General features: G+C 67.1%; 31 protein-coding genes and 1 tRNA gene. 25 read left to right on the top strand and 7 right to left on the bottom strand.

Annotated features, from left to right (window positions below; all coding sequences use genetic code 11):
- The first annotated feature begins 78 nt into the window (after positions 1-78).
- The 19 genes from DYZ02_RS11730 to DYZ02_RS09075 all read left to right on the top strand — a co-directional run bounded on the left by DYZ02_RS11730 (position 79) and on the right by DYZ02_RS09075 (position 14,376).
- Entirely contained in the window at positions 79-273 is a 195-nt protein-coding gene (locus DYZ02_RS11730) for a helix-turn-helix domain-containing protein (protein WP_115685965.1), read from the top strand.
- Positions 270-578 carry a hypothetical protein gene (locus DYZ02_RS09165; protein WP_115685964.1) on the top strand — a complete coding sequence of 103 codons (309 nt, stop codon included), beginning with the start codon at positions 270-272 and terminating at the stop codon, positions 576-578. The genes DYZ02_RS11730 and DYZ02_RS09165 overlap by 4 nt, the downstream gene beginning before the upstream one ends.
- A complete protein-coding gene (locus DYZ02_RS09160) occupies positions 575-826 on the top strand; it encodes a hypothetical protein (RefSeq protein WP_115685963.1) in 252 nt (83 codons plus the stop codon). The genes DYZ02_RS09165 and DYZ02_RS09160 overlap by 4 nt, the downstream gene beginning before the upstream one ends.
- Before the next feature lie 634 nt (positions 827-1,460).
- Positions 1,461-1,751, top strand: a complete 291-nt coding sequence (locus tag DYZ02_RS09155; RefSeq protein WP_115685962.1) for a WhiB family transcriptional regulator — start codon at positions 1,461-1,463, stop codon at positions 1,749-1,751.
- Positions 1,696-2,019, top strand: a complete 324-nt coding sequence (locus DYZ02_RS11725) for an HNH endonuclease (protein WP_425451017.1) — start codon at positions 1,696-1,698, stop codon at positions 2,017-2,019. The genes DYZ02_RS09155 and DYZ02_RS11725 overlap by 56 nt, the downstream gene beginning before the upstream one ends.
- 189 nt (positions 2,020-2,208) lie before the next feature.
- Entirely contained in the window at positions 2,209-2,547 is a 339-nt protein-coding gene (locus DYZ02_RS09145; protein WP_147291502.1) for a hypothetical protein, read from the top strand.
- Between the two features lie 19 nt (positions 2,548-2,566).
- Positions 2,567-3,931: a phage terminase family protein gene (locus DYZ02_RS09140; protein WP_245945755.1), complete on the top strand. Its 1,365-nt coding sequence runs from the start codon at positions 2,567-2,569 to the stop codon at positions 3,929-3,931.
- A gap of 229 nt (positions 3,932-4,160) precedes the next feature.
- The gene (locus DYZ02_RS09135) at positions 4,161-5,225 is read left to right on the top strand and encodes a phage portal protein (protein WP_115685959.1); all 1,065 of its coding nucleotides are present in this window, start codon (positions 4,161-4,163) and stop codon (positions 5,223-5,225) included.
- Positions 5,222-5,953, top strand: coding sequence for a peptidoglycan recognition protein family protein (locus tag DYZ02_RS09130; protein ID WP_115685958.1), 732 nt, complete (start codon positions 5,222-5,224; stop codon positions 5,951-5,953). Before DYZ02_RS09135 ends, DYZ02_RS09130 begins: the two co-directional genes overlap by 4 nt.
- Positions 5,954-6,069: 116 nt before the next feature.
- Entirely contained in the window at positions 6,070-6,342 is a 273-nt protein-coding gene (locus tag DYZ02_RS09125) for a hypothetical protein (protein ID WP_115685957.1), read from the top strand.
- Between the two features lie 903 nt (positions 6,343-7,245).
- Positions 7,246-8,004, top strand: coding sequence for a hypothetical protein (locus DYZ02_RS09115; protein ID WP_147291500.1), 759 nt, complete (start codon positions 7,246-7,248; stop codon positions 8,002-8,004).
- A gap of 2 nt (positions 8,005-8,006) precedes the next feature.
- Positions 8,007-8,324: a hypothetical protein gene (locus DYZ02_RS09110; protein WP_115685954.1), complete on the top strand. Its 318-nt coding sequence runs from the start codon at positions 8,007-8,009 to the stop codon at positions 8,322-8,324.
- Complete coding sequence (locus DYZ02_RS09105; protein ID WP_115685953.1) at positions 8,324-8,674, top strand: hypothetical protein; 351 nt, start codon at positions 8,324-8,326, stop codon at positions 8,672-8,674. The genes DYZ02_RS09110 and DYZ02_RS09105 overlap by 1 nt, the downstream gene beginning before the upstream one ends.
- Before the next feature lie 5 nt (positions 8,675-8,679).
- Positions 8,680-9,150, top strand: a complete 471-nt coding sequence (locus tag DYZ02_RS09100; RefSeq protein ID WP_115685952.1) for a hypothetical protein — start codon at positions 8,680-8,682, stop codon at positions 9,148-9,150.
- A gap of 63 nt (positions 9,151-9,213) precedes the next feature.
- Positions 9,214-9,561, top strand: coding sequence for an HK97 gp10 family phage protein (locus tag DYZ02_RS09095; RefSeq protein ID WP_245945753.1), 348 nt, complete (start codon positions 9,214-9,216; stop codon positions 9,559-9,561).
- 1 nt (position 9,562) lies between these two features.
- Positions 9,563-9,829 carry a hypothetical protein gene (locus DYZ02_RS09090; protein ID WP_115685950.1) on the top strand — a complete coding sequence of 89 codons (267 nt, stop codon included), beginning with the start codon at positions 9,563-9,565 and terminating at the stop codon, positions 9,827-9,829.
- Between the two features lie 132 nt (positions 9,830-9,961).
- Positions 9,962-11,755: a phage tail family protein gene (locus DYZ02_RS09085; protein ID WP_147291499.1), complete on the top strand. Its 1,794-nt coding sequence runs from the start codon at positions 9,962-9,964 to the stop codon at positions 11,753-11,755.
- Complete coding sequence (locus DYZ02_RS09080) at positions 11,746-13,272, top strand: hypothetical protein (RefSeq protein WP_115685948.1); 1,527 nt, start codon at positions 11,746-11,748, stop codon at positions 13,270-13,272. The genes DYZ02_RS09085 and DYZ02_RS09080 overlap by 10 nt, the downstream gene beginning before the upstream one ends.
- A gap of 9 nt (positions 13,273-13,281) precedes the next feature.
- Entirely contained in the window at positions 13,282-14,376 is a 1,095-nt protein-coding gene (locus tag DYZ02_RS09075; protein ID WP_115685947.1) for a collagen-like domain-containing protein, read from the top strand.
- Here DYZ02_RS09075 and DYZ02_RS11610 read toward each other — a convergent pair.
- Entirely contained in the window at positions 14,373-14,801 is a 429-nt protein-coding gene (locus DYZ02_RS11610; RefSeq protein ID WP_245945875.1) for a tyrosine-type recombinase/integrase, read from the bottom strand. The two genes, DYZ02_RS09075 and DYZ02_RS11610, sit on opposite strands and share 4 nt — an antisense overlap.
- Between DYZ02_RS11610 and DYZ02_RS11605 the strand changes: the two genes are divergently transcribed.
- Entirely contained in the window at positions 14,800-15,054 is a 255-nt protein-coding gene (locus tag DYZ02_RS11605; protein WP_245945898.1) for a hypothetical protein, read from the top strand. The two genes, DYZ02_RS11610 and DYZ02_RS11605, sit on opposite strands and share 2 nt — an antisense overlap.
- Before the next feature lie 341 nt (positions 15,055-15,395).
- Positions 15,396-15,959 (top strand): nicotinamidase, encoded by a 564-nt coding sequence (locus DYZ02_RS09065; RefSeq protein WP_115685945.1) that lies wholly within the window; start codon positions 15,396-15,398, stop codon positions 15,957-15,959.
- Between the two features lie 73 nt (positions 15,960-16,032).
- On the opposite strand, the gene DYZ02_RS09060 is transcribed toward DYZ02_RS09065, so the two are convergent.
- On the bottom strand, positions 16,033-16,308 hold the full coding sequence (locus DYZ02_RS09060) for a DUF3618 domain-containing protein (RefSeq protein WP_115685944.1): 276 nt from the start codon (positions 16,306-16,308) through the stop codon (positions 16,033-16,035).
- Between the two features lie 70 nt (positions 16,309-16,378).
- Here DYZ02_RS09060 and bcp point away from each other — a divergent pair, with 70 nt between their 5' ends.
- Positions 16,379-16,852 carry a thioredoxin-dependent thiol peroxidase gene (gene bcp / locus DYZ02_RS09055; protein ID WP_115685943.1) on the top strand — a complete coding sequence of 158 codons (474 nt, stop codon included), beginning with the start codon at positions 16,379-16,381 and terminating at the stop codon, positions 16,850-16,852.
- A 9-nt stretch (positions 16,853-16,861) separates the two neighbouring features.
- Here bcp and DYZ02_RS11415 read toward each other — a convergent pair whose 3' ends face one another.
- Complete coding sequence (locus DYZ02_RS11415; RefSeq protein ID WP_181896941.1) at positions 16,862-17,002, bottom strand: hypothetical protein; 141 nt, start codon at positions 17,000-17,002, stop codon at positions 16,862-16,864.
- A gap of 45 nt (positions 17,003-17,047) precedes the next feature.
- On the opposite strand from DYZ02_RS11415, the gene DYZ02_RS11670 reads away from it, so the two are divergent.
- Positions 17,048-17,179 carry a hypothetical protein gene (locus DYZ02_RS11670; protein WP_281268987.1) on the top strand — a complete coding sequence of 44 codons (132 nt, stop codon included), beginning with the start codon at positions 17,048-17,050 and terminating at the stop codon, positions 17,177-17,179.
- 41 nt (positions 17,180-17,220) lie between these two features.
- On the opposite strand, the gene DYZ02_RS09050 is transcribed toward DYZ02_RS11670, so the two are convergent.
- Positions 17,221-17,302: transfer RNA gene (locus DYZ02_RS09050), tRNA-Leu, on the bottom strand.
- A 142-nt stretch (positions 17,303-17,444) separates the two neighbouring features.
- Between DYZ02_RS09050 and DYZ02_RS09045 the strand changes: the two genes are divergently transcribed.
- Both DYZ02_RS09045 and DYZ02_RS09040 read left to right on the top strand, forming a co-directional pair.
- Entirely contained in the window at positions 17,445-17,873 is a 429-nt protein-coding gene (locus tag DYZ02_RS09045) for a hypothetical protein (RefSeq protein WP_115685942.1), read from the top strand.
- A gap of 14 nt (positions 17,874-17,887) precedes the next feature.
- Positions 17,888-18,259, top strand: coding sequence for a DUF3817 domain-containing protein (locus DYZ02_RS09040; protein WP_115685941.1), 372 nt, complete (start codon positions 17,888-17,890; stop codon positions 18,257-18,259).
- A 44-nt stretch (positions 18,260-18,303) separates the two neighbouring features.
- Here DYZ02_RS09040 and DYZ02_RS09035 read toward each other — a convergent pair whose 3' ends face one another.
- Genes DYZ02_RS09035 through rph form a run of 3 tightly spaced genes read right to left on the bottom strand, consistent with a single transcriptional unit; the run spans position 18,304 to position 20,036 of the window.
- Positions 18,304-18,681: a hypothetical protein gene (locus DYZ02_RS09035; RefSeq protein ID WP_115685940.1), complete on the bottom strand. Its 378-nt coding sequence runs from the start codon at positions 18,679-18,681 to the stop codon at positions 18,304-18,306.
- A gap of 9 nt (positions 18,682-18,690) precedes the next feature.
- A complete protein-coding gene (gene rdgB / locus DYZ02_RS09030) occupies positions 18,691-19,308 on the bottom strand; it encodes an RdgB/HAM1 family non-canonical purine NTP pyrophosphatase (protein WP_115685939.1) in 618 nt (205 codons plus the stop codon).
- Complete coding sequence (rph, locus tag DYZ02_RS09025) at positions 19,302-20,036, bottom strand: ribonuclease PH (protein ID WP_115685938.1); 735 nt, start codon at positions 20,034-20,036, stop codon at positions 19,302-19,304. Before rph ends, rdgB begins: the two co-directional genes overlap by 7 nt.
- Between the last annotated feature and the right edge of the window lie 11 nt (positions 20,037-20,047).

Genomic DNA, 20,047 nt, shown 5'->3' with positions numbered 1-20,047 from the left:
GACAATGAGTCAAGTGACTCACGCGCAATGACACTTTTGACTCATTTGATCTTGCAGAAGACGCGGCAAACGACTTAAATGAGTTGTATGACTCATTCCGAACTGATGGGAACCGCCGAAGTAGCGACCCTCCTCGGGAAGTCCCGAGCCACCATCAACCGGATGGTGGAAGCGGGGGAACTCGCCCCCGCTGGGGTAGTCGGCTCCCGCCGAATCCGTGTGTTTGACCGTGCAGAGATCGAGCGCCTGACTTCCGAGGAGGTGCGGGCATGAACAATCCTTACGCCGCCGATGTGCCGGGCCGGGGCCCGGAATCAGAAATCATCCACGAGTACCTGATTCCGACCCTGACCTACGCTGAACAATCATTCAAGATGCTCAATCGCGGTAGCGAGCGCCTTAACCGCCTTGGCGAGATCTGCGATCGCCTCGTCGGTCCTGTGACTATCGGCGTTGCTTTCGGCGTTGCGTGCGTGGCGTTGGGCGTCACGCGCCGCGTTGATAGCCCTGTAATCCATGTAATCACCCCCTCTCTGCTTGGCGTTGACTCTAGCGCTCTGAAGGGGGTGGGGGCATGACCACGCACCCGTCGATCCAGCCGGCGCTGACCCGCTCGAACGTCACGACCCTGATCCGTTTCATCCTGAATGAACGGGACGATGTTATGGCCTGCCCCGAGTCTGCCGGCAACACCGATAACACCGGCTACGTTCGGGGCCTTCAGTACGCGGTGGATGCAATCACCACTATGTGGGCATCCGCTGTTATCGCCGCCGACGCCCACGCCCAGGACCTCGCGAACGCCCTTGACGAGGACGATTCCTAATGCTCCCCATGACTCACAACCGCAGGGAGTGGGCCCCGCGCCGAGCTGATCCCGAGCACCGGAAGTGCGGGTGCTGCCGGCGAACCTTCTACGCGGGATCTCTCCCCCCGGACGGGCCTGAAAAGTACGGCCCGTTTGCCGGCCACTACCTCTGCCGGGACTGCCGCGCCGCCCTGGCACCCAAGGAGGATCCCGGCGAGCCGCTGTTCTAAGCCCCATCCCACCGCCCCGGTGTGTGATGTCCCCGCACCACTGTCGTTCCCAGTGGTGCCGGGTCATGGCATTCCGGTGCCAGACCACAAGACCATCGGCAGCTTTACCTACACGAGTTCCTGCCCATCAGACGAAACCAACAGACCGTGTCCCGTACGAGCTTTCACGCCCCGCGAGGGGTAGCCCAGGTGTAACGGGCCCTGGGCGGCGTCCCTCAACCTGATCAGTTGAGGGGGGTCAATGTTGCGAAGCCGCATGCGCCACCACGGGCCATGCGGCTACTCGCCGTGGGGTGACGACGGAAAGCGGAAAAAACTGGGAAACCGGAACTGGGGGGTCACCAAGCCGGGCCCCCCTTGGGGGGTCCTTCAGGCTACCTCACTTCCCCGCTACCTCTCCCCTGACTGAAAGGCCCCAAGCAATGATTGATCCCCGATCCTGGATCACACGGGCTAAGTGCCGTGGTGCTGACCCTGAACTGTTCGATCTGTCTGCCCGTGCCTACGCCGAACACCGCGAGGAGGTAGCGCAGGCCCTGTGCTCGGGGTGCCCGGTGATCCGCGAGTGCGCGATGGATGCGATGGATCCGCTCGCGGTGGGCACTGTGCGGGCGGGACTGTGGATCCCGTTGATCGCGATGGAGGGGGCGCGCGGCCGTGAGCAGGTTCGCCGCCTGGCCGTGGCGGCTGGGATCGGGGCCGGCCGTGGGTAGGTACGGCGGCCGGGTAGTCACCGAGCTCCTGGTCCTCGTGTTCGCCACCTACGGGACTCGCTGCCACCTGTGCGGTGAGGAGGGAGCGGACACGATGGATCATCTGCTCCCGCGCTCGATGGGTGGCGACCACTCGCTCGAGAACCTTCGGCCCGCGCACCGCTCGTGCAACTCCGCGCGTGGTGCGATGCCGTTGTCCGAGTGGTTCAAGGCTCACCCGTTGCCCGTCGCGGGTGATCGCGCGCCGCCTTCGCGCGAGTGGCTGTGATCGCCGAGGAGTTTTGGATAAACGCCCTGGTGGGCAGCCCCGCGCCCAGCTCTCTTTTTCTCCCGGATCGCACGAACCGGGGGGTAGGTACACAACGAAACACGCAGGTAAAAGGAGGTTTTACCCATGCCACGCCCTGATCCGCGCCGCCCTCGTGAGGGGCAGGAGTCATTGTTCGAAGCCGAAGCCGTGAAGCAGCCCGATATGGTCCTGCGCGGCCGGCACTCGGAAGCTATCGACCGGGCGATCGCTGCCGCGAAGGCAAACGATCTGCTCGATGATGTGGACGATGCCCTGTTGACCGTCCTCCGCGCCGGCGGGTGGGCCCTGGACTCGTTCGAATCCCAGAACAAGCCCTACGGTCCATCGAAGGTGATTGACCCGCTCGTCAACGCGCTTCGGGAAGCCCACCTAACCCCGGACTCGCGCGCCGAGTCCACGGACGAAAGCATCAAGGAGCTTTTGCATGATCTCGGCACTGCCACCGTTAGCGACTCCGCGATACATGACCCCACGCACGCCGGGTAGTGCGACTCTCGGCCCCCGCGTGGCGAAGATCGCGACCAGACTCGGGCGGCCACCGAAGCGGTGGCAGCGGATGTGGTACGACCTGGCCCTCGAGCTTGACGAGAAGGGCCGGCGGCGCTACCACACCTGCATTCTGTCGATTCAACGGCAGGCAGGTAAGACCACGGCCGACAACATGATGGGGATCCACCGCGCGCTGATCCAGCCGGAAGCTCGTGTGTGGTTCACGGCGCAGACGGGGCAGGCGGCGCGCGAGCGGTGGATCGAGGAGACCGCGACCCCCGCCGAGACGGCGCTCTCCTCGCTCGTGAAAGTGAAGTACGGCGCGGGTGACACCCGCCTGACGATCCCGGCGAACGGATCACAGTTCCGGCCTATGCCCCCAACCGCCGACTACCTGCACGGATCTCAATCAGACCTAGTGATGATCGACGAGGGATGGGTCCACTCGGAAGCAGCCGGCGCGGCGTTGCTTCAGGCGATCGTGCCGACGCAGACCACTCGCCAGTTCCTCAGCATCGGCCCGCAGGTGGTGTTCTCCTCAACGATGGGGGATGCGTCCTCGACGTGGTGGCACAACAAGCTCGCCGATGCGATCGAGAATCAACCGCCCGGTGTGGCGATCCTCGACTTCGGGATCTCCCCGGACACTGACCCGACTGACCTGGAAGCGGTCGCGAGGGCACACCCCGCATTCGGTGAGGGGGTCACGATGGAAACACTCGCCGAAGCCGCCGAAACTCTCTCCCCGAGCGAGTTCGCTCGCGGGTACGGCAACGTCGCCACCCTCGCGACCCGCTCGCTGATCGACGCTGCCGTCCTGGACGAGCACGAGACCGATTCCCCGCTCGATGCCGGCCCCGTCCACATCGGCGTCGCCGTGGCATGGTCTCACGACCTGACCGCGATCACCGCAGCCGGGCGGATAGACGGTGCGCCAGCGATCGAGGTCATTACCGCCCGCCCCGGCACCGCGTGGGTCCCGGACGTGCTCGCCCACCTCGCGCGAACACAGGAACCCGCCGCGATCATCCTCGACCCCCACGGCCCCACCGGATCGATCGAGGACAAGATTCGCGACGTGCTGCCCGCCGGTGCACCGCTGGTCCTCGCCAACGCCGACGATCTGATTCGCGGCACCGAAGCGCTCCTCGCGGGGATGGACTCTCCCGCCCCGTCCGTCTGGATCCGCCGCGACCCTGATCTGCGAAACGAGATCGCCGGCGCTGCCCTGCGCTCAATCGGAGATCGCGGCCGCGTGGTCTCCCGCAAATCGTCCCTCGGATCCATCGCCCGACTGGAAGCCGGGATCCTCGCCCTGCGATCACTCACCACCGTTGCCCCGTCAATCCCCGCCCCTATGATTTGGAGTCCCGATGCCTAAGAAGAAACGAACCCCGATCGATTCGACCCCGTACTCGACCGTTGTGGTCTGCCCCCACGAGCGGTGCCCGTGGCGCGAGATAACAAACGACCGCCACCGAGCGTGGTATGCCCTCGCCCGGCACCTGAAGCACTCGCACGGCGATCTTCAGGCCACCAAGCGAGCCCGCCAAGCAGGCTGGGTCCTGGAAAAATCGGCGAAACTCGACACCTAGCCGCAATCTTTCGGCATGGGACTTCTATCCACCGTGCGCGATGCCCTGGCACTGCCCTCGGCGGCATTCAGCCAGCCGGTCGGCATCGCTTCGCCGTGGGGTGATTCTAACCACCTCCTGCCGATCACTGGCACCGAGATCCTGCGCGACCGCGAGACCGGCCCCGTATCGCGCCGGCTCGCTATGTCCGTCCCCGCCCTCGCCCGGGCCCGCCGCCTGATCGTCGGATCCATCGCCCGCCTGCCCCTGGAAGCCACGCGCGGCGGCGAGCTCCTGGACGAGCAGCCCCGCTGGCTTAGCCGCACCGATGGGCCCGTCTCCCCCTTCCACCGAATGCTTTGGACAGTGGACGATCTCATGTTCTATGGGTGGTCCCTCTGGGCTCTCGAGCGCGATGCTGCCGGCATCGTGATCGCGGCCGATCGAGTCCCCTTCGACCTCTGGGCCTTCGGGCATGACGGATCCATCACCTACGGCGGGGAACCCGTGGACTCTCGGTCCGTGTGTCTGATCCCCGGTGTGGACGAGGGGGTGCTGATCGACGGGGCAACCCCGATCCGCCACGCCGCAGACCTCGGCCGCTCCGCCGCCCGCGCCGCCCGCACCCCCATCGCGCACACCGAACTTCACCAGACCGGCGGCGCTCCGCTCAATAACAAAGAGATCTCGGATCTCGTAAGCGGCTGGATCGCGGCGCGCCGCAGCCCAGACGGCGCGGTGAGTTACACGAACCCGAGCATCGAAGTCAAGACCCACGGAACGTTCGACTCGACTCTCCTCGTTGAGGGCCGCGCCGCCGCTGCCGTGGACATTGCCCGGGTCACCGGGATCCCCTCTGTCATGCTCGACGCCGCCGCCGCCGACTCGACCATGCGGTACAGCAACGTGGACGCACGTAACACCGAGTTCATCGATTACTGTCTCGCCCCGCTCATGGCCGCGATCACCGCCCGCCTGGGAATGGACGATATGGTGCCGCGCGGCACCGCAATCCGATTCAACGTTGAGGACTTGACCGGAACGTCACTTACCGATGTTGATACCCCCGATGATAACTACCCCGAGGAGAGCCCATCATGAAGGACTGGAACGCACTCGAGCCCGATAAGTACGCATTGGTCGGCGGCCACCGATTCACGCGGGGCCGCACCCGCCCGATTGATCGCATCGTGATCCACCACAACGCCGGTGTGAACCTGACCACCGAGGACTGCCGCGATCTGTGGAATAACTCTCGAGAAGCATCCGCGCACTACCAAGTCGAGCGCGACGGCACGATCGGCCAACTCGTCAACGATGGTGACACCGCGTGGCACGCCGCCAACGCGGACATCAACGCTCGCTCGATCGGAATCGAACACGCCAACATCGGCGGCCCGCCGCGCTGGCAGATCAGCGACGAGACGATCGAGAACGGCGCGCGCCTGGTCGCCGCGCTCTGCCGGGGGTACAACCTCGGCAGACCGACGTGGGGCCGCAACGTTTTCCCCCACTCCGCCTACGCCAGCACCTCGTGCCCCCATCAGCTTGCCCCCGGCGGCGAGGACCATGCGACCTACATGGCCCGCGCCCAGTGGTGGTTTGACAACTGGAACACCCCCAACCCCTCCCCGAAGGAGCCCGACATGTCCCCCGAAGATCGCGCCCTGCTCATTGAAACCCGAGACCTCTGCCGCTTCATCCGCGATCAGCTTGCCGGCCCCGGCGGCTCCGGCGGCTGGCCGCAGGGCGGTAAGCGCACGCTCTACGATCTCGCATCCGCGATTGCGGAGATCGAAGGCGTCCCCAACACCCGCGACACCCTCTAAGGCGATGATTGCAATGACACTCCTGTACCTCGCGGGCGTGCTCTCGGGCATCGTGCTCGTCATCATCGCACTGGGAACGTGGATCCTCCTCGCCGCACGAAAACTCAAGGAAATCCATGACTCACCGACTCCCCGAACCACCCCAGCCCACGCAGGTGCGACGCCCCTGGCGCGCCACCGTGCGCACCGCCGCCGTAACCACCCTGGCACTCCTGCCCGCGCTGCCTGAACTAGCCGACGCCGCGAACATCGACACGATTCCCGCTGTGGTGAGCATCCTCGCGATCGCCGCCGCTGTCCAGCGCATCATCACGATCCCCGAGGTAGATCAGGCACTCTCGCGAATCCACCTGGGATCCGCAGACCGAAAGGACTATCCCCTTGACTGATAACGACACTGTGACGGAAAACGAGACCGTCACCGTCTCGATGGACGATACCCCCGCCGCCCTCGCCCTGGCCGCTGACGCACGCACCATCTCGGGCCGCGTCCTGCCCTTCAACGAGCCGGGCCGCACCTCTGCCGGGGAACTGATCTTTCCCCCGGGATCGATCTCGATCCCCCAGGACATCTCCCGCGTGAAGCTTCTCGCCTGCCACTCCCCGGCCGGGATCCCTGTCGGCGTCGCCACCTCGTGGGAAGCGAAGGACGATGGGGTCTACATGACCTTCCAGCTCGGAAGCTCCACCGCATCCGATGAAGCGATCGCGCAGGCACGAGACGGCGTGATCGACTCGTTCAGCGTTGAAGCGATGGGAATCGCCAAGACCGGCCGCACCGTGAACAGCTCGGTCCTGAAGGCAGTTGCCCTCGTGCCGTTCCCGGCTTTCGCAACCGCCCGCGTCGCCGAGGTCCACGCCGCCGCCGAGGACACCCCGCCCGCCCCCACCCCGGGCCCCTTTTCCGCGCCCCCCGCCCCCGCCGCCCCCCCCGCCACTGCCAGTGCCACTGCCTCCGACTTCTGCGCCCGTCTGCGCCGCGAGCTGCTCGCCCACCGCGACGGCGCCGAGGTGGTCATCGCAGCGGTGTCCCAGCCCGCNGGCGCGCCGGAGTGTCGCTCTAGAGGGGGGCCTGGGGACGCCGGTCGCGGGGGCAAGGGCGGGGCGGCGGCGGTGGGAGGGCCCGGCAGATGGGTATCAGACACGGGGAGGAGCGCTGCGGGAGACTATGATCCGCGGGCAGCGGGGGAGCAGCGGAGCCCGGCATCGGCGGGTGCAGCCCCTTCGGTCGACCCCGCGAAGGCGAGCCCACCGAAGCGCACGCCGCCCTGTCCGATATCACCCTCTCGGGCATGACCACCGCAATCGCCCCGCAGTGGCTCGGCGAACTGTGGTCCAACGTCACCTACCAGCGGCGCATCGTCCCGCTGCTCTCCTCCGCCCCCCTCACCGGAATGAAGGCGAAGGGCTACCGTTGGAAGGACCGCCCCGGCGTTGAGAAGTACGCGGGCGACAAGGCGGAAATCCCCTCCAAGCCCGCATCCGTTGAATCCGTCGAAATGGAAGCCCAGCGCTGGGCCGGCGGCAACGACTTGGATCGAGCCTTCTGGGATTTCAACGAGACCGAGATCCTGCGCGCGTACTGGGCAGCAATGGCCGAAAGCTACGCCAAGGAAACCGACCTCGACGCCGCCGCCTGGCTGATCGAGCAGGCCACCACCATCGAAACGCCGGCCCCCGATCTGATCCGTGGTATCGCCCGCGCCGGCCTGGACGTGCTCAACAAGACCGATCAGGATGCCACCTTCGCGCTCGTGAACCCGCTCGACATCGAATCGCTCCTCGACTTCGCCGAGCTCGACGCGCCGAAGTTCATGGATGCCGTTCCGATCGCCAACCCGAACAAGTGGACCACCTCGAACGCCGTCACCCGTGGCACCGCGATCGTGGGAACCAAGTCGGCGGCCACCTTCTACGAGCTGACGGGCTCCCCGCTGCGCGTGGAAGCCGAGCACATTGCCCACGGCGGGCGCGATGCCGCGCTGTTCGGCTACACCGCGCACCTGCTCAACAAGCCGGGCGGCATCGCCAAGATCACGATCGGGGCGTAAGAATGGCCACCCGCGTCACGACATCCGAGGTCCTCGCCCACCTGGGCCTGAAGGATGCGGACACCGAACAGCTCGAAATGGCGGTAGCCGCAGTAAACGAACAGGTCACGCAGTGGCACGGGTACGATGCTGCCGACGATTTCAGCAAATCGCACCTCCTCGGCGGAACCATGCTCGCCGCTCACCTCTACCGGCGGCGCAACACGCCAGGCGGTGTTGAGCAGTTCAACGAGCTTGGCATCGCCTACGTTCAGCGATCCGATCCGCACGTCTCCCAGCTCCTCGGGCTCGGGGCCTGGACTCCGCCGAGGGTGGGATAATGCGCGCAACTGAAATCACCTCCGCGCTGGAAACCCTGGCAGCGGATCTCACCGCCGCCGAGGTCCCGGCTACCACCGATCCCACCAAGATCGAGGTCCCGGGCGCGTGGGTCACCGTTGACACCCTGACCCCCGAGCTCATGTGCGGTGAGTTCACCGCCACGACCGCGATCTACCTCATTGCCCGCGACAACGGGCACTCCGCAGCCCTGGCCGATCTCGCCGAGATGCTGGACCGGATCGCCGAGATCGTCCCCTCGATCACCGCCGCGCAACCGGATTCTGTCTCTCTGCCCGGCTACTCCGGCCCGCTGCCGGCCCTTCGCACCACCGCAACGATTGGAGACTAACCACCATGACCACCCCCACCCCTCCGAAGCGTAAGCTCCTCACCCTCGGCCCGGGATCCTTCATCATCGGCGATATCGGATCCACCCTCGATCTTTCGTGCCAGCTCACCGCCTTCTCGATCGAATGGGAAGTAGACGCCGAGGACCCCGAACCCACCCTGTGCGGCGGGATGATCGGCGGGGCCCGCGCCTACACCGCGACCGCGAAGGGCACCGTCTTTCAGGACATCGAAGCAGACGGCGTTATCGATTGGAGCTGGAAGCACAAGGGCTCCGAGGTGCCGTTCAAGTTCGTCCCGGCCGAAACGGAAAAGGCACTCGTCACCGGCCGCGTGGTCGTTGATCCGATCACCCTCGGCGGTGATGTGCGGACCCGCAACAAGTCGGATTTTGAGTGGGGATGCGTCGGCGATCCTACGTTCGATGCTGACTCCACCGATGGATCCACCCAGGCACTCCCCGGATCGACGGGCTAACCAATGGCACGGGTGCACGTTGAGGGAGCGGCGCGGCTTCGCCGCACCCTCAAGGACTCGGGGATGGATCTCAAACAGCTCCGCGACGCTAACCGCGAAGCGGCCCGCTCGATCCTTCCCATCGCGATCGGCATGGCACCCGTGGGCACACCACCGCCCCCGCACTGGAACGCCCCGCCGCCCGGCCGACTAAAGGCATCACTCCGAGTCGCCGCCACCAACCGGGCCGGCATCGTCCGAGCCGGCCGCAAGGCAATCCCCTACGCCGGCGTCATTCACTGGGGGTGGCCCGCCCGCCACATCCGCCCCCACCCGTGGATCATGCGCGCCGCCCAGGACAACGAAAACGTCTGGATGCGCGTCTACATGGACCACATCGATGACATCCTCGACCAAATCAAAGGAATCTAAAATGCAGCAGATCACCGTCAACGTCCTTATGGTGGACGGCACCGAGCACCGGGACGTGAAGATCATCCTCGCAGATCAGGTGGCATTCTCGACCACCCGCCAGCGCCACAAGTGGCCCACGATGGAAGATGATCCCGTCCTCTTCGGCAGCTTCGTCGCCTTCTCCTCGCTGAAGCGCACCGGCGCATTCACCGGCACCTGGACCGAGTTCACCGAGCAGTGCGCCCAGGTGGAAGCAGTGGAAAACGAGGAACCCGAGGTTTTTTAGATAGCGACCCCGCCCGCCTGGTCGCCGCCCTCGCAGTTCGGCTAGGCGTGCTCCCCTCGGCAATCCTGAACGAGGATCCGGCGATGGTCGCCACCATGATCGACATACTAAGCAACGAGGAAGGATAAAGCGGTGGCAGGCAAGACAGCGATGGTCTCGATCCGCATCGTTTCCGACGCGAAAAACCGGGGATTCAAGAAAGCCGCAGACGGCGCGCGTCGCATGTCGGCGTCCTTCGCGAAGGCTATCCCGAAAATGACCGCGATCGCCGCCGCCGCCGGCGGCATCGCTGGGGCAGTCGGAAACGTCGGCTTGGGCCTGCTCGCCGTGGGTGCGCTCGGCGGCGCGGCCCTCGCCCCGCTCGCCCTCGGATTCGAGGGGATCAAAGCCGCCGCAGGAAGCGCCGCCGAGGGATTCAACCAGCTTAAATCGGTCTCGGCTGCCGCCCTCCAATCGTCCATGATCCCCGGGTTCGAAGCCCTTAACGGGTTCATGCTCGAGATCGCCCCCCAGATGGAAACTCTGGCGACCGCAGTGGGAAACACCTTCAGCGGAATTGCCAAGCACATCGCATCCCCCGAGATCACCGCAGGGTTCCAAGCCCTGCTCGCGGCGTCCGGTGACTTCATCACCGCCACCCAGGGCGGAATCAACGAACTGATTACCGGCTTCGCCGCGCTCGGCCCCGCCCTGGCTCCCGTCGCCGCAGACCTCGGCGCAGCCTTCGGAGACATGATCGGATCCATCGGGCGGGGGATCTCCGAGCTGGCATCCTCCGGCACCCTGACCCAGCTCGCCGCGAGCTTCACTTCCGTCATGACGGGCATCGGAGATGTGATCCAACCTCTGATCGTGGCGCTGGGGCAGGCAGGCGCAGCGATCGGGCCGGGTCTCGGCGCGGCCCTCTCCTCGCTCGGCGGTGCTGTCTCCGCAATCTCCGGGCCACTCGCCCAGATCGCGGGAATCGTGGGCACCACCCTCGCATCCGCCTTCGCCGCCCTGGCCCCCGCCGTTGGCCCGATCGCATCCGCCTTCGCCGCCCTCGTGGGGGCCGCCGCGCCGCTCGTCGCCCCCCTCGCGCAGATCGCCGCGACCCTCGGCACCGCCTTCGCCGGTGCCGTCATGGCCGTCGCCCCCCTTCTGACGCAGATCGGGGATCTCCTCGGGACTGTGCTCCTCGGCGCTCTGAATGCGATCGCCCCGATCTTCCCGGTGATCGTCTCCGCGATCTCGCAACTGGCGACCGCGCTCATGCCGGCGATCCCCCCGCTGACGCAGCTCGCGCAGGCACTGTTCCCGGCACTCGCCGCGATCATCGCCGCAGTCGCCCCGCTCATCACCCAGCTAGCCGGCGTGGTCGCGCAACTGATCTCGGCGATCGTGCCGCTGATCGGCCCGCTGACACAGGTGGCAATGGCGCTCATGCCCGCACTCGTCGGCGTTGTCCAGATCGCCGCGTCCGTCCTGTCACCGCTGATCGGGATCATCGGCCGTGTCGCCGGTGTGCTCTCCGGGGTCCTCGTCGGCGCGATCGGATCCGCCCTCGGGGCCTTCCAATCCATCGCCGGGGCGATCTCGACTGTAGTGGGGTGGGTCCAACGACTGATCGGTGCCCTTAGCTCGATCCGGTGGCCCTCGCCCCCGAAGTGGCTGGGATCCATGTTCGGATCCGCCGATACCAGCGGGCTACTCCTGGCCGCCGCAGATGCCAACCAGCTCGCTTACGGGAAGTTCGCCGCCGGTGGGCTCGTGGGGCTCCTCGGCAGCTCGACCCCCGCGCCTGCCGCCGGCACCACCGTCAACATCACCGTGAACGGCGCTCTGGACCCGCGCGCGGTCGCCGAGCAGATCCGGGGCATCCTCCGAGCCGATGATCGCGCGCGTGGTCTCGGCGTCGCCGCAGGGCGGGGTGTGACATGGGCGTAATCGTTTCACCCACCATCACCATCGACGGCCGCGCGGTAGCCTGCACCGCCGACCGTATCGACTCCGAGCCGGTAGCGATCCGCGGCCTGTCCATCGACTGGGGCCGAACGGACTACCACGATTCGGAGACCTCCCCGTCCTCGCTCACGATGATGCTCACCGACGCTACCGGCGAATGGGCCAACCGCATCAAGACCTCCGCCGCGATCGGCCGGAAGGTCACCGTCACCGTCACCGCACGGCCCACCACCTCGGGACCTACCAAGACCTGGACCATGTTTCGGGGCCGGATCTCGACGGCCACCGCCACACCCATGACGCAATCCACCAAAGACGGCCGGCGGCGCTGGCGAATCGAGCTCGTGGTCGCGGACCGCACCGCCGAGATGGGGAACGCTATCGCGGGACCCGAGGAGTGGCCCGTCGAATCCATGCTGACCCGCGCGATCAAGATCCGCGACCTGGGGCTCTCCGCCGGCTCCGAGATCGCACAGGTCTACTTTTGGCCCGGATACGTTGAGATCAACGCCGGCCCCCTGGACGTGAAGGGCAAATCCGCTCTCGAGCTCATGGGGGAGCTCTACCGCTCGATGGGCAACGACAGCTACGCCTACGATCACGGCGCGAATGTCGTTCGCCAGGCGATCCGTCTCTCTCAACCGATGAAGGTTCACCTTGGCAGCTTCGATGATTCCCAAGGTGCCGTGCTCCCCGTGGTAGGCGACATCACCGTGGACAACGTGGTCTACCCCGGGATTGCCCTCGGCGGCTGCGAACTTCTCGGCGAACCATCGATTCACGCGGATCCGTCCACCGACATCAACCGTCTGGAGTGCACCTGGCCGGACTGGTCCATCGAGTACAAAGACCACACCACCGTCACCGAGAACGTCGCCCCGGGCGACTCCCGCCGCGTCATGGCATGGGATTCCTGGCTATCCGTCGGCGAAGCGATCGACCCCACCCTCGAGAACGTCTGGAACCGCGTGCGCGAGGAAGGCCGCCGCCCCCGCCACCCCGAGATCCGCACCCCACCCAGCCACGAGTTCGTTACCGAGCGCATGGCGAGGTGGATCCTCGCGTGCTGGGAAAACACCCGCCCCGCCTACATCGCCGGATCCCTGCCCTATCAGTGGCTCATGGGCTCCGATCCCGCCTACCCGCCGATCGTCGCCCCCATCGGGGGCACCACCACCTTCGACCCCGAGACCGGATGGAGCGCGACCCTGCGCGTCCACTGGATCCACAACCAAACACCACCCGCGACGCCCGCGACCTGGACCAGCATTCGCCAGATCAAGACCACTACCACAACCCCCAGCGTGCCGTGGTGGTATGCCCTCCTCGGGATCCCCGCACCCCCGCCGGTGACAGTCGGATCACCCACCCCCGAACGCGATCTGACATGGGGCGAAGCCGGTGAGGGCGTGGGCTACCGATGGGCCGACTCCGTCACCTGGGGCGACCTTCAGCACGTCCCCACCACAGGAACCCAGATCATCGACCACCTGGACTAAGGAACCGCAATGCCGCAGTACACCGCGAACTACAAGATCCCGTACCCGACCGCCGGCGATCCCATCCATCAGGGAGCAGCCCAGATGGAAGCCCTCGCCAAGAAGGTCGACGCCACCATGATCGGCGTCTCCGGGATCCCCGGGCCCGCAGGCCCCCAAGGCCCCCAAGGCCCCCAAGGCCCCCAAGGCCCGAAGGGAGACATAGGCGCACAGGGTCCGCAGGGCCCCACGGGTGCCAGCGGCGCGAAGGGCGACACCGGGCCCGCCGGACCAACCGGCCCCCAAGGCCCCGCCGGAACAGGGTTCACCCTTCTCGGGTCCGTCGCCACCGCCGCCGCGCTCCCCGCCGGCGCGAATCCAGGCGACGCCTACCTCCTCGACTCGGACAAGACCGTCGCGGTGTGGTCCGGCACCGCCTGGAAGAACGTCGGATCCATCCAAGGCCCCCAAGGCCCGAAGGGAGACACAGGCGCACAGGGACCGCAGGGCCCCACGGGCGACACCGGCCCCCAAGGACTGAAGGGCGACACCGGCCCCCAAGGACTGAAGGGCGACACCGGCGCACAAGGGCCGACGGGTGCGACGGGTCCGCAGGGCCTGAAGGGCGACACCGGCCCCCAAGGCCCCCAAGGCCCCGCCGGACCCGTGGACACCCCCGCATCCTGGAACACAACGGGTGTAACGCTCCGCGACAACGGAACGATGACCCTCGGCACCGGCGGCACGCAAACGTACCGCTGGCGAGTGGATCGCGGAATCTTTCAGCTGTACTTTGACATTCGGTGGGGCACGAACGCGACATCGAGGGGCGGGTCTGTCCGCCTCGTGCTCCCCCGAAGCGCAATCACCGGCCTTGAGTTCGTCGGCACCGCGTCCTACTGGAGCGCCGGGGGCGATTTCGGCATGATTATGACCCCCTACGTCCGCTCCGGCACCGGCACGATGTACTTCCTCGTTCACAAGAGCGGCGGCGATAACACGCAGGCCGATTTCCGCATCTGGGACGGCAGCAACGGCAACGGCACCGCTGTGCCCGCGAACCCGGGCTACAGGGCGGACGCATCTGGCACGTCGCTCAAGGGATTCATCGAGTTCCCGGTCTAGGACACGATCCGCCACGCCGAGACGGCCACGTCCCGGACGGCGGCATCGTCAACCGCCGTATAGACCTGCGTAGTAGCAACCGATGCATGGCCCAACAGTGTTTGAACGGCCCGCAGGTCATGGGTGTGCCCGTAAGCAACTGAAGCGTAGCGGTGCCGAAGGGTGTGCGCGGTGCCCCCGTCGCCGAGGGCCCGTGAGACCTGCTTGCCTAGCCACCCCGGAGACACATGCCCCCGTTGCCCGCCGGGAAACACCCAGCCACCACGCCGCGCCCTGATCCGCCGCGCGAGGTGCGGGGGGCACGGAACCACTCTCTCGTGCCCGCCCTTCCCCACAACCCGCAGGGTCCACCCCTGACCCACCGCGATCACATCATCGACGCGCAGGCACGCGCACTCCGCGCGGCGAAGCCCGCACGTCGCCATGAGCTCGATCGCCAGGGCCACCCACGGGGGCGCGGACTGGATCGCTGCCATAACGTCGAAATCGGCGGCGGGGCGTGGCACCGCGCGGGGCACCGCGACGATCGGAAGCGACTCGGCGGCGTGCTCGTCCTGGCCGTGCTCCTCGGCCCACCACCTGAAGAAGCTACGCAGCGACGCCCTCACCCCGCGCCGCGTCGTTGGTGCCCAATCCTGGCCCGCGAGCCACCTCACGAGATCCCGCCGGCTCACCTGATCGACGGGTTTCCCGATCGCGTCTAAGCACCGGCGAACGTGGCTCAACCTGACACTGATCGTCCCCTTCGTGCGGCCGGCGGCTTCGAGCTCTGCGCGCCACCCCCGAAGGGCGTCCCGATTAACTTTACTCACTGTCATGCATTTATTTAACCTGAGTCACATTGCCCACGTTACGCGGGCACGGATCTTAACCAGTGGGTTCGGGGTTCGAGTCCCTGGTGGCGCACAACAGCAGGCAGGCTGCGGCGATTTCGCCCGGCCTGCCTTTCGCTTTCCCAGGCCCCTGCCGCACCCCCGCGCCGCCCGCGCCCGGGCCACGCGCCGCTACACTCTGACGCTATGACTACGGCACTGCTCATCGTCGACGCCCAGAACGACTTCTGCCCCGGGGGAGCTTTGGGCACCGACCGCGGCGACGAGGTAGCCACCAAGGTCGCCGAACTCATCTCCACCCCGGACAGCCGTGCCCGGGAGTACTCGCACGTCCTGGCCACGCAGGACTGGCACATCGACCCCGGAGCGCACTTCTCCGAGACCCCCGATTTCCGCGACTCGTGGCCCGTCCACTGCGTCGCCGGCAGCGCGGGCGCCGAGATCCGCGGGCCGATCGACACTTCGCTCATCGACGCCTTCTTCCGCAAGGGCGAGTACTCCGCCGCCTACTCCGGTTTCGAGGGCTCCTCCGACGGCACCGAGCTGGCGCAGTGGCTGCGCGCCCACGGCATCGACACCCTCGACGTCTGCGGCATCGCCACCGACCACTGCGTGCGCGCCACCGTCCTCGACGCGCTGAAGGAAGGCTTCGCCGTTCGCGTCCTGCGCGACATGTGCTCCCCCGTCGACCACCAGCGCGGCGTCCGCGCGCTCGAGGAGATGCGCGACGCCGGGGCCGAGCTGTCGTAGGAACCCCCTGGGGGCGGAAGAACCCCCACAACGGGAAAACCCCCGCCGGGGCGGGGGTTGGGGCGTCGACAAGCTAACGGCGGGCGAGGAGCTTCTGCAGCTCCTTGAGCTCCTTCTTGCGCTTGCGGCCGTTGAGGATCTTCACCGCGACGAGCGCCGCTACGCCCGCGCCGACGCCCATGAGGACCTTCTGCACCTTCTCATCCTGCAGGAGGCCGGCGGCCTGCCCCTTCGCGTTGTCCGCGAGGGTGGAGGGGCTGGTGCGGGCGGCGAGCTCGTCGAGGGTGCTGGCAAGCTGTCCGCGGGTGCGCTCAATGTCGCGCTCGATGTCGTGAATGTCTCGTGCCACGGTGATGAACTCCTACGTTGAGATTTGTCTAAAACGTGTCTTTACCCACAGTAGTGTAAAACGGGCAAGTATGACTGAGAACATCCGCCTTGAAGCTGGCGACATCGCACCCGCGTTCAGCCTCCCAAACGACAAGGGCGAGACGGTCTCGCTCGCGGACTACGCGGGCAGGAAGGTCGTCGTCTACTTCTACCCCCGCGCCAACACGCCCGGCTGCACCACCGAGGCCTGCGACTTCACCGAGCGGCTCGAGGACTTCAACGACGCCGCCGTCGACGTCATCGGCATCAGCCCCGATACCCCCGAGAAGCTGGCGAAGTTCCGCGCCGACCACGACCTGCGCATCACGCTGCTTTCCGACGCCACCAAGGACGTCATGAAGGCCTGGGGCGCGTTCGGCGAGAAGCAGAACTACGGCAAGACCGTGCAGGGCGTGATCCGCTCGACCTTCCTGGTCGACGCCGACGGCACCATCGCGCACGCCCAGTACAACGTGCGCGCCTCCGGCCACGTCGCCCGCGTGCTGCGGGACTGGCCGCTGTAGGGCCGGGAGCTAGAAGAGCCCCAGGGCCGAGGAGGTCACGGCCGAAAGCGGGGCGAAGAACTGGGGGAAGGGGCCGAGAATGCTGGTGACCGCGTCAATGAACGGGTCCCAAAGTTCGGGGGTGAAGCTTTCAACGAAGCTCGATAACATGTAACGTTCCTCTTCCGTGAACTGTTGGTGAACTGTGAACTTTCTATGGTTTGCCCGCGCGGGATCAACCACGAGGCGAAGTTCTACCCGCAGGGCACCCACAACTGGAACTCGTTCGCCTGGGCGGTCGGCGACTCCTGGCAGACACTCGGCCGGGCCCTGGGCAAGATCGACTAGCGGGCCTGACTGGCCGAGCCGGCAGCGCCGGCCGGTAGTTGTGCGCCCGGCGAGACTTGAACTCGCACGTCCGTAGACACTGGAACCTAAATCCAGCGCGTCTGCCAATTCCGCCACGGGCGCGTCGGTGGTGGGGGCGGCCGGGGCCGCCAAAAAGCACGTTCACACTCTACATGCGCGCCGCGGGGGCCGAGAAACCGGCGGGCCCGGAGCGTTTATCCACCTTTCGGAGGACTTGCTAGAATCACCTGGTGTGAGTGACCCGATGAGCGCCAACGACGGCGCACCCGCCGACGCCCCGGCCCCGAAGCGGCAACGCATCCGCGTCCGGGCCTGGCACATCGTGTTGCTCGTCGCCGCCGTGATCTGCACGTTCCTTCTCGCCTGGTGGCAGTGGACGCGCTTCCGCTCCGGCTCCGGCACCTTCCAGAACCTCGGCTACGCGCTGCAGTGGCCCTTCTTCGGCGCCTTCTTCGTCTACGCCTACCGCATGGGCATCAAAATGGAGAACGAGAAGATCGACGCGGTCAACGAGGGCCGGGCGCTGGAGGACCTCTACGAGGCGGATCTCGCCCGCTTCGGCGGCGGGAAGGACAGCACCACCATCGACGAGAGCTTTCTCCCCTCCCGCCCGGACATGGATGTCGAGGAATTCAACGCCCTCAACACGCAGCGCCGCGGCGGCCGGGAGTAACAGAGAGGACTGACATGAGCACCCCCACCACCGGCACCCAGCCGACCCCGAAGATCCACCCCGAGCGCCAGCGCCGGGTGAAGACGGCCCTGCGGTTCTTCTCCGTCGCCGCCTGGGTGACAGGCATCCTGCTCCTGCTCCTCACGGCCCGCATGATCATGCAGTACCTGCTGGGCATGGACGTCTCGGCGCTGGCGTGGGTCGCGCGCGTGCACGGGCTGGCCTACATTGCCTTCCTCATGGCCTCGCTCAACCTGGGCCTGAAGGCCCGCTGGGCCGCCTCGACCTGGGTGGTCACCGCGATCTCGGGCGTCGTGCCCTTCCTCTCCTTCTGGGTGGAGGCGAAGCGCCGCCGCGAGGTCACGGAGAAGTTCCAGCTCGCCTAAGCGCTTCTCGACGCCCCTCTAGCCCCCCGGCCCCCGAACAGCGGCTACTTGGAGGACTTGGTCAGCACCATCGTGCCGATTTCCTTGGCGCTGTCGCCGTCCGGCGTCAGCGTCAGGGTGTCGCCGCTGACGGTGCCCTTGTACTTGAGGTCCTTGCCGGTGAGCGGGTCGGCCATCTTGAACTCGTCGCCGTCGCGCTCGCAGCGGGCGTCGTTGGTCTTTCCGTCGGCCTCGGTGAGCTCCCACTCGCAGTTGCCGCCCTTGACGGTGACGGTGGCGGTGCCGGAGGCGGCGCCACCCTGCCCGGAGGTGACCTCGCCGGTCCAGGTGCCCTTGTAGTCGCCCGCCGAGCCGCAGCCCGCGAGCAGCGCGCCGGAGAGGAAGATGGTTGCCGTTGTTGCGATTGCCTTGTTCTTCTTCATGCCCCCACCTTAAAGATCCGCTGTGAGTCTCGCCAGGTGCGGTGCCAGCTCCCGCAGCGCAGCGCCCCTGTGGGAGCGCCGGTTCTTCTCCTCCGGGCTCAGCTCCGCGGAGGAACGCCCCGGGGCGTCGGCCGGCTCAAAGAGGGGGTCGTAGCCGAAGCCGTTTTCCCCGCGCGGGGAGCGCAGCAGCGTCCCCTCCCAGCGGCCGGTGGCGGTGAACTCGTCGCCCGTGGGGGTGACCAGGGCGCAGCAGGACACGAACGCCGCGTCGCGCAGGGCGATGTCGCTCATCTGCGCCAGGAGCAGGCGGTTGTTGGCCTCGTCGTCGCCGTGCGAGCCGGACCAGCGGGCCGAGAGCACCCCGGGCATCCCGTTCAGGGCGGTGACGGAGAGGCCGGAGTCGTCGGCCACGCAGGCCAGGCCCGTCTTCGCCGCCCCGGCGCGGGCCTTGATCAGGGCGTTGTCCTCGAAGGTCAGGCCGTCTTCGACGGGTTCGGGGTAGGGGGTGACGTCGCGAAGCGAGACGAGCTCGATGCCCCCGATACCGAGGTCGGCGAGGACCTGCTCGAGCTCGCGCAGCTTCTTGGGGTTGTTCGAGGCGACGAGGACGCGGACCGCCGCTACCACCCGAGGGCCGCCTTCTGCGCCTCGATCAGCTCGCGGCAGCCCTGCTGCGCCACGTCGAGCATCGCGTTGAGCTCCGCGCGGCCGAACAGGCCGTGCTCGCCGGTGCCCTGAATCTCCACGAAGTTGTCGCCCTCCTGCATCACCACGTTGAGGTCCACCTCGGCGCGCGAGTCCTCCTCGTAGGGCAGGTCGAGGGCCACGTTGCCGTCAAGAAGCCCGACGGAGACCGCCGCGACTGGCTTGAGCAGCGGCGTGCCCGGCACGACGCCGCGCTCGGTGAGGAAGCTGATCGCGTCCGCCAACGCCACGTACGCGCCGGTGATCGAGGCCGTGCGGGTGCCGCCGTCGGCCTGGAGGACGTCGCAGTCGAGCTGGATCGTGTTCTCCCCCAGCTGGGTCAGGTCCACCGCCGCGCGCAGGGAGCGGCCCACCAGCCGCGAAATCTCGTGCGTGCGCCCCTTGACCTTGCCCTTCATCGACTCGCGCGGCATGCGCTCGTGCGTCGCCGAGGGCAGCATGGCGTACTCGGCGGTCAGCCACCCCTCCCCGGAGTCCTTCTTGAAGCGCGGCACGCCCAGCTCCACGGAGGCGGTGCACATGACGCGGGTGTTGCCGAACTCCACGAGCACGCTGCCGGCCGGGTTGGAGGTGAAACCGCGGGTGATGCGGACGGGGCGCAGCTCGTCGAGGGCGCGCCCGTCGGCGCGCCGGAAAACAGATTCAGTCATGCCACCCAGCG

Source organism: Corynebacterium senegalense, from assembly GCF_900411315.1.
GTDB classification, from domain to species: domain Bacteria; phylum Actinomycetota; class Actinomycetes; order Mycobacteriales; family Mycobacteriaceae; genus Corynebacterium; species Corynebacterium senegalense.
This window is presented reverse-complemented; position numbering and strand designations above follow the sequence as displayed.

Bases quoted from the DNA above. Each gene is read 5' to 3' on its own strand.
- DYZ02_RS11730 (WP_115685965.1), top strand. From the start codon at position 79: ATGAGTTGTATGACTCATTCCGAACTGATGGGAACCGCCGAAGTAGCG.
- DYZ02_RS09165 (WP_115685964.1), top strand. From the start codon at position 270: ATGAACAATCCTTACGCCGCCGATGTGCCGGGCCGGGGCCCGGAATCA.
- DYZ02_RS09160 (WP_115685963.1), top strand. From the start codon at position 575: ATGACCACGCACCCGTCGATCCAGCCGGCGCTGACCCGCTCGAACGTC.
- DYZ02_RS09155 (WP_115685962.1), top strand. From the start codon at position 1,461: ATGATTGATCCCCGATCCTGGATCACACGGGCTAAGTGCCGTGGTGCT.
- DYZ02_RS09135 (WP_115685959.1), top strand. From the start codon at position 4,161: ATGGGACTTCTATCCACCGTGCGCGATGCCCTGGCACTGCCCTCGGCG.
- DYZ02_RS09130 (WP_115685958.1), top strand. From the start codon at position 5,222: ATGAAGGACTGGAACGCACTCGAGCCCGATAAGTACGCATTGGTCGGC.
- DYZ02_RS09125 (WP_115685957.1), top strand. From the start codon at position 6,070: ATGACTCACCGACTCCCCGAACCACCCCAGCCCACGCAGGTGCGACGC.
- DYZ02_RS09115 (WP_147291500.1), top strand. From the start codon at position 7,246: ATGACCACCGCAATCGCCCCGCAGTGGCTCGGCGAACTGTGGTCCAAC.
- DYZ02_RS09110 (WP_115685954.1), top strand. From the start codon at position 8,007: ATGGCCACCCGCGTCACGACATCCGAGGTCCTCGCCCACCTGGGCCTG.
- DYZ02_RS09105 (WP_115685953.1), top strand. From the start codon at position 8,324: ATGCGCGCAACTGAAATCACCTCCGCGCTGGAAACCCTGGCAGCGGAT.
- DYZ02_RS09100 (WP_115685952.1), top strand. From the start codon at position 8,680: ATGACCACCCCCACCCCTCCGAAGCGTAAGCTCCTCACCCTCGGCCCG.
- DYZ02_RS09095 (WP_245945753.1), top strand. From the start codon at position 9,214: ATGGATCTCAAACAGCTCCGCGACGCTAACCGCGAAGCGGCCCGCTCG.
- DYZ02_RS09090 (WP_115685950.1), top strand. From the start codon at position 9,563: ATGCAGCAGATCACCGTCAACGTCCTTATGGTGGACGGCACCGAGCAC.
- DYZ02_RS09080 (WP_115685948.1), top strand. From the start codon at position 11,746: ATGGGCGTAATCGTTTCACCCACCATCACCATCGACGGCCGCGCGGTA.
- DYZ02_RS09075 (WP_115685947.1), top strand. From the start codon at position 13,282: ATGCCGCAGTACACCGCGAACTACAAGATCCCGTACCCGACCGCCGGC.
- DYZ02_RS11605 (WP_245945898.1), top strand. From the start codon at position 14,800: ATGAGCTCGATCGCCAGGGCCACCCACGGGGGCGCGGACTGGATCGCT.
- DYZ02_RS11610 (WP_245945875.1), bottom strand. From the start codon at position 14,801: ATGGCGACGTGCGGGCTTCGCCGCGCGGAGTGCGCGTGCCTGCGCGTC.
- DYZ02_RS09065 (WP_115685945.1), top strand. From the start codon at position 15,396: ATGACTACGGCACTGCTCATCGTCGACGCCCAGAACGACTTCTGCCCC.
- bcp (WP_115685943.1), top strand. From the start codon at position 16,379: ATGACTGAGAACATCCGCCTTGAAGCTGGCGACATCGCACCCGCGTTC.
- DYZ02_RS11415 (WP_181896941.1), bottom strand. From the start codon at position 17,002: ATGTTATCGAGCTTCGTTGAAAGCTTCACCCCCGAACTTTGGGACCCG.
- DYZ02_RS11670 (WP_281268987.1), top strand. From the start codon at position 17,048: ATGGTTTGCCCGCGCGGGATCAACCACGAGGCGAAGTTCTACCCGCAG.
- DYZ02_RS09045 (WP_115685942.1), top strand. From the start codon at position 17,445: ATGAGCGCCAACGACGGCGCACCCGCCGACGCCCCGGCCCCGAAGCGG.
- DYZ02_RS09040 (WP_115685941.1), top strand. From the start codon at position 17,888: ATGAGCACCCCCACCACCGGCACCCAGCCGACCCCGAAGATCCACCCC.
- DYZ02_RS09035 (WP_115685940.1), bottom strand. From the start codon at position 18,681: ATGAAGAAGAACAAGGCAATCGCAACAACGGCAACCATCTTCCTCTCC.
- rph (WP_115685938.1), bottom strand. From the start codon at position 20,036: ATGACTGAATCTGTTTTCCGGCGCGCCGACGGGCGCGCCCTCGACGAG.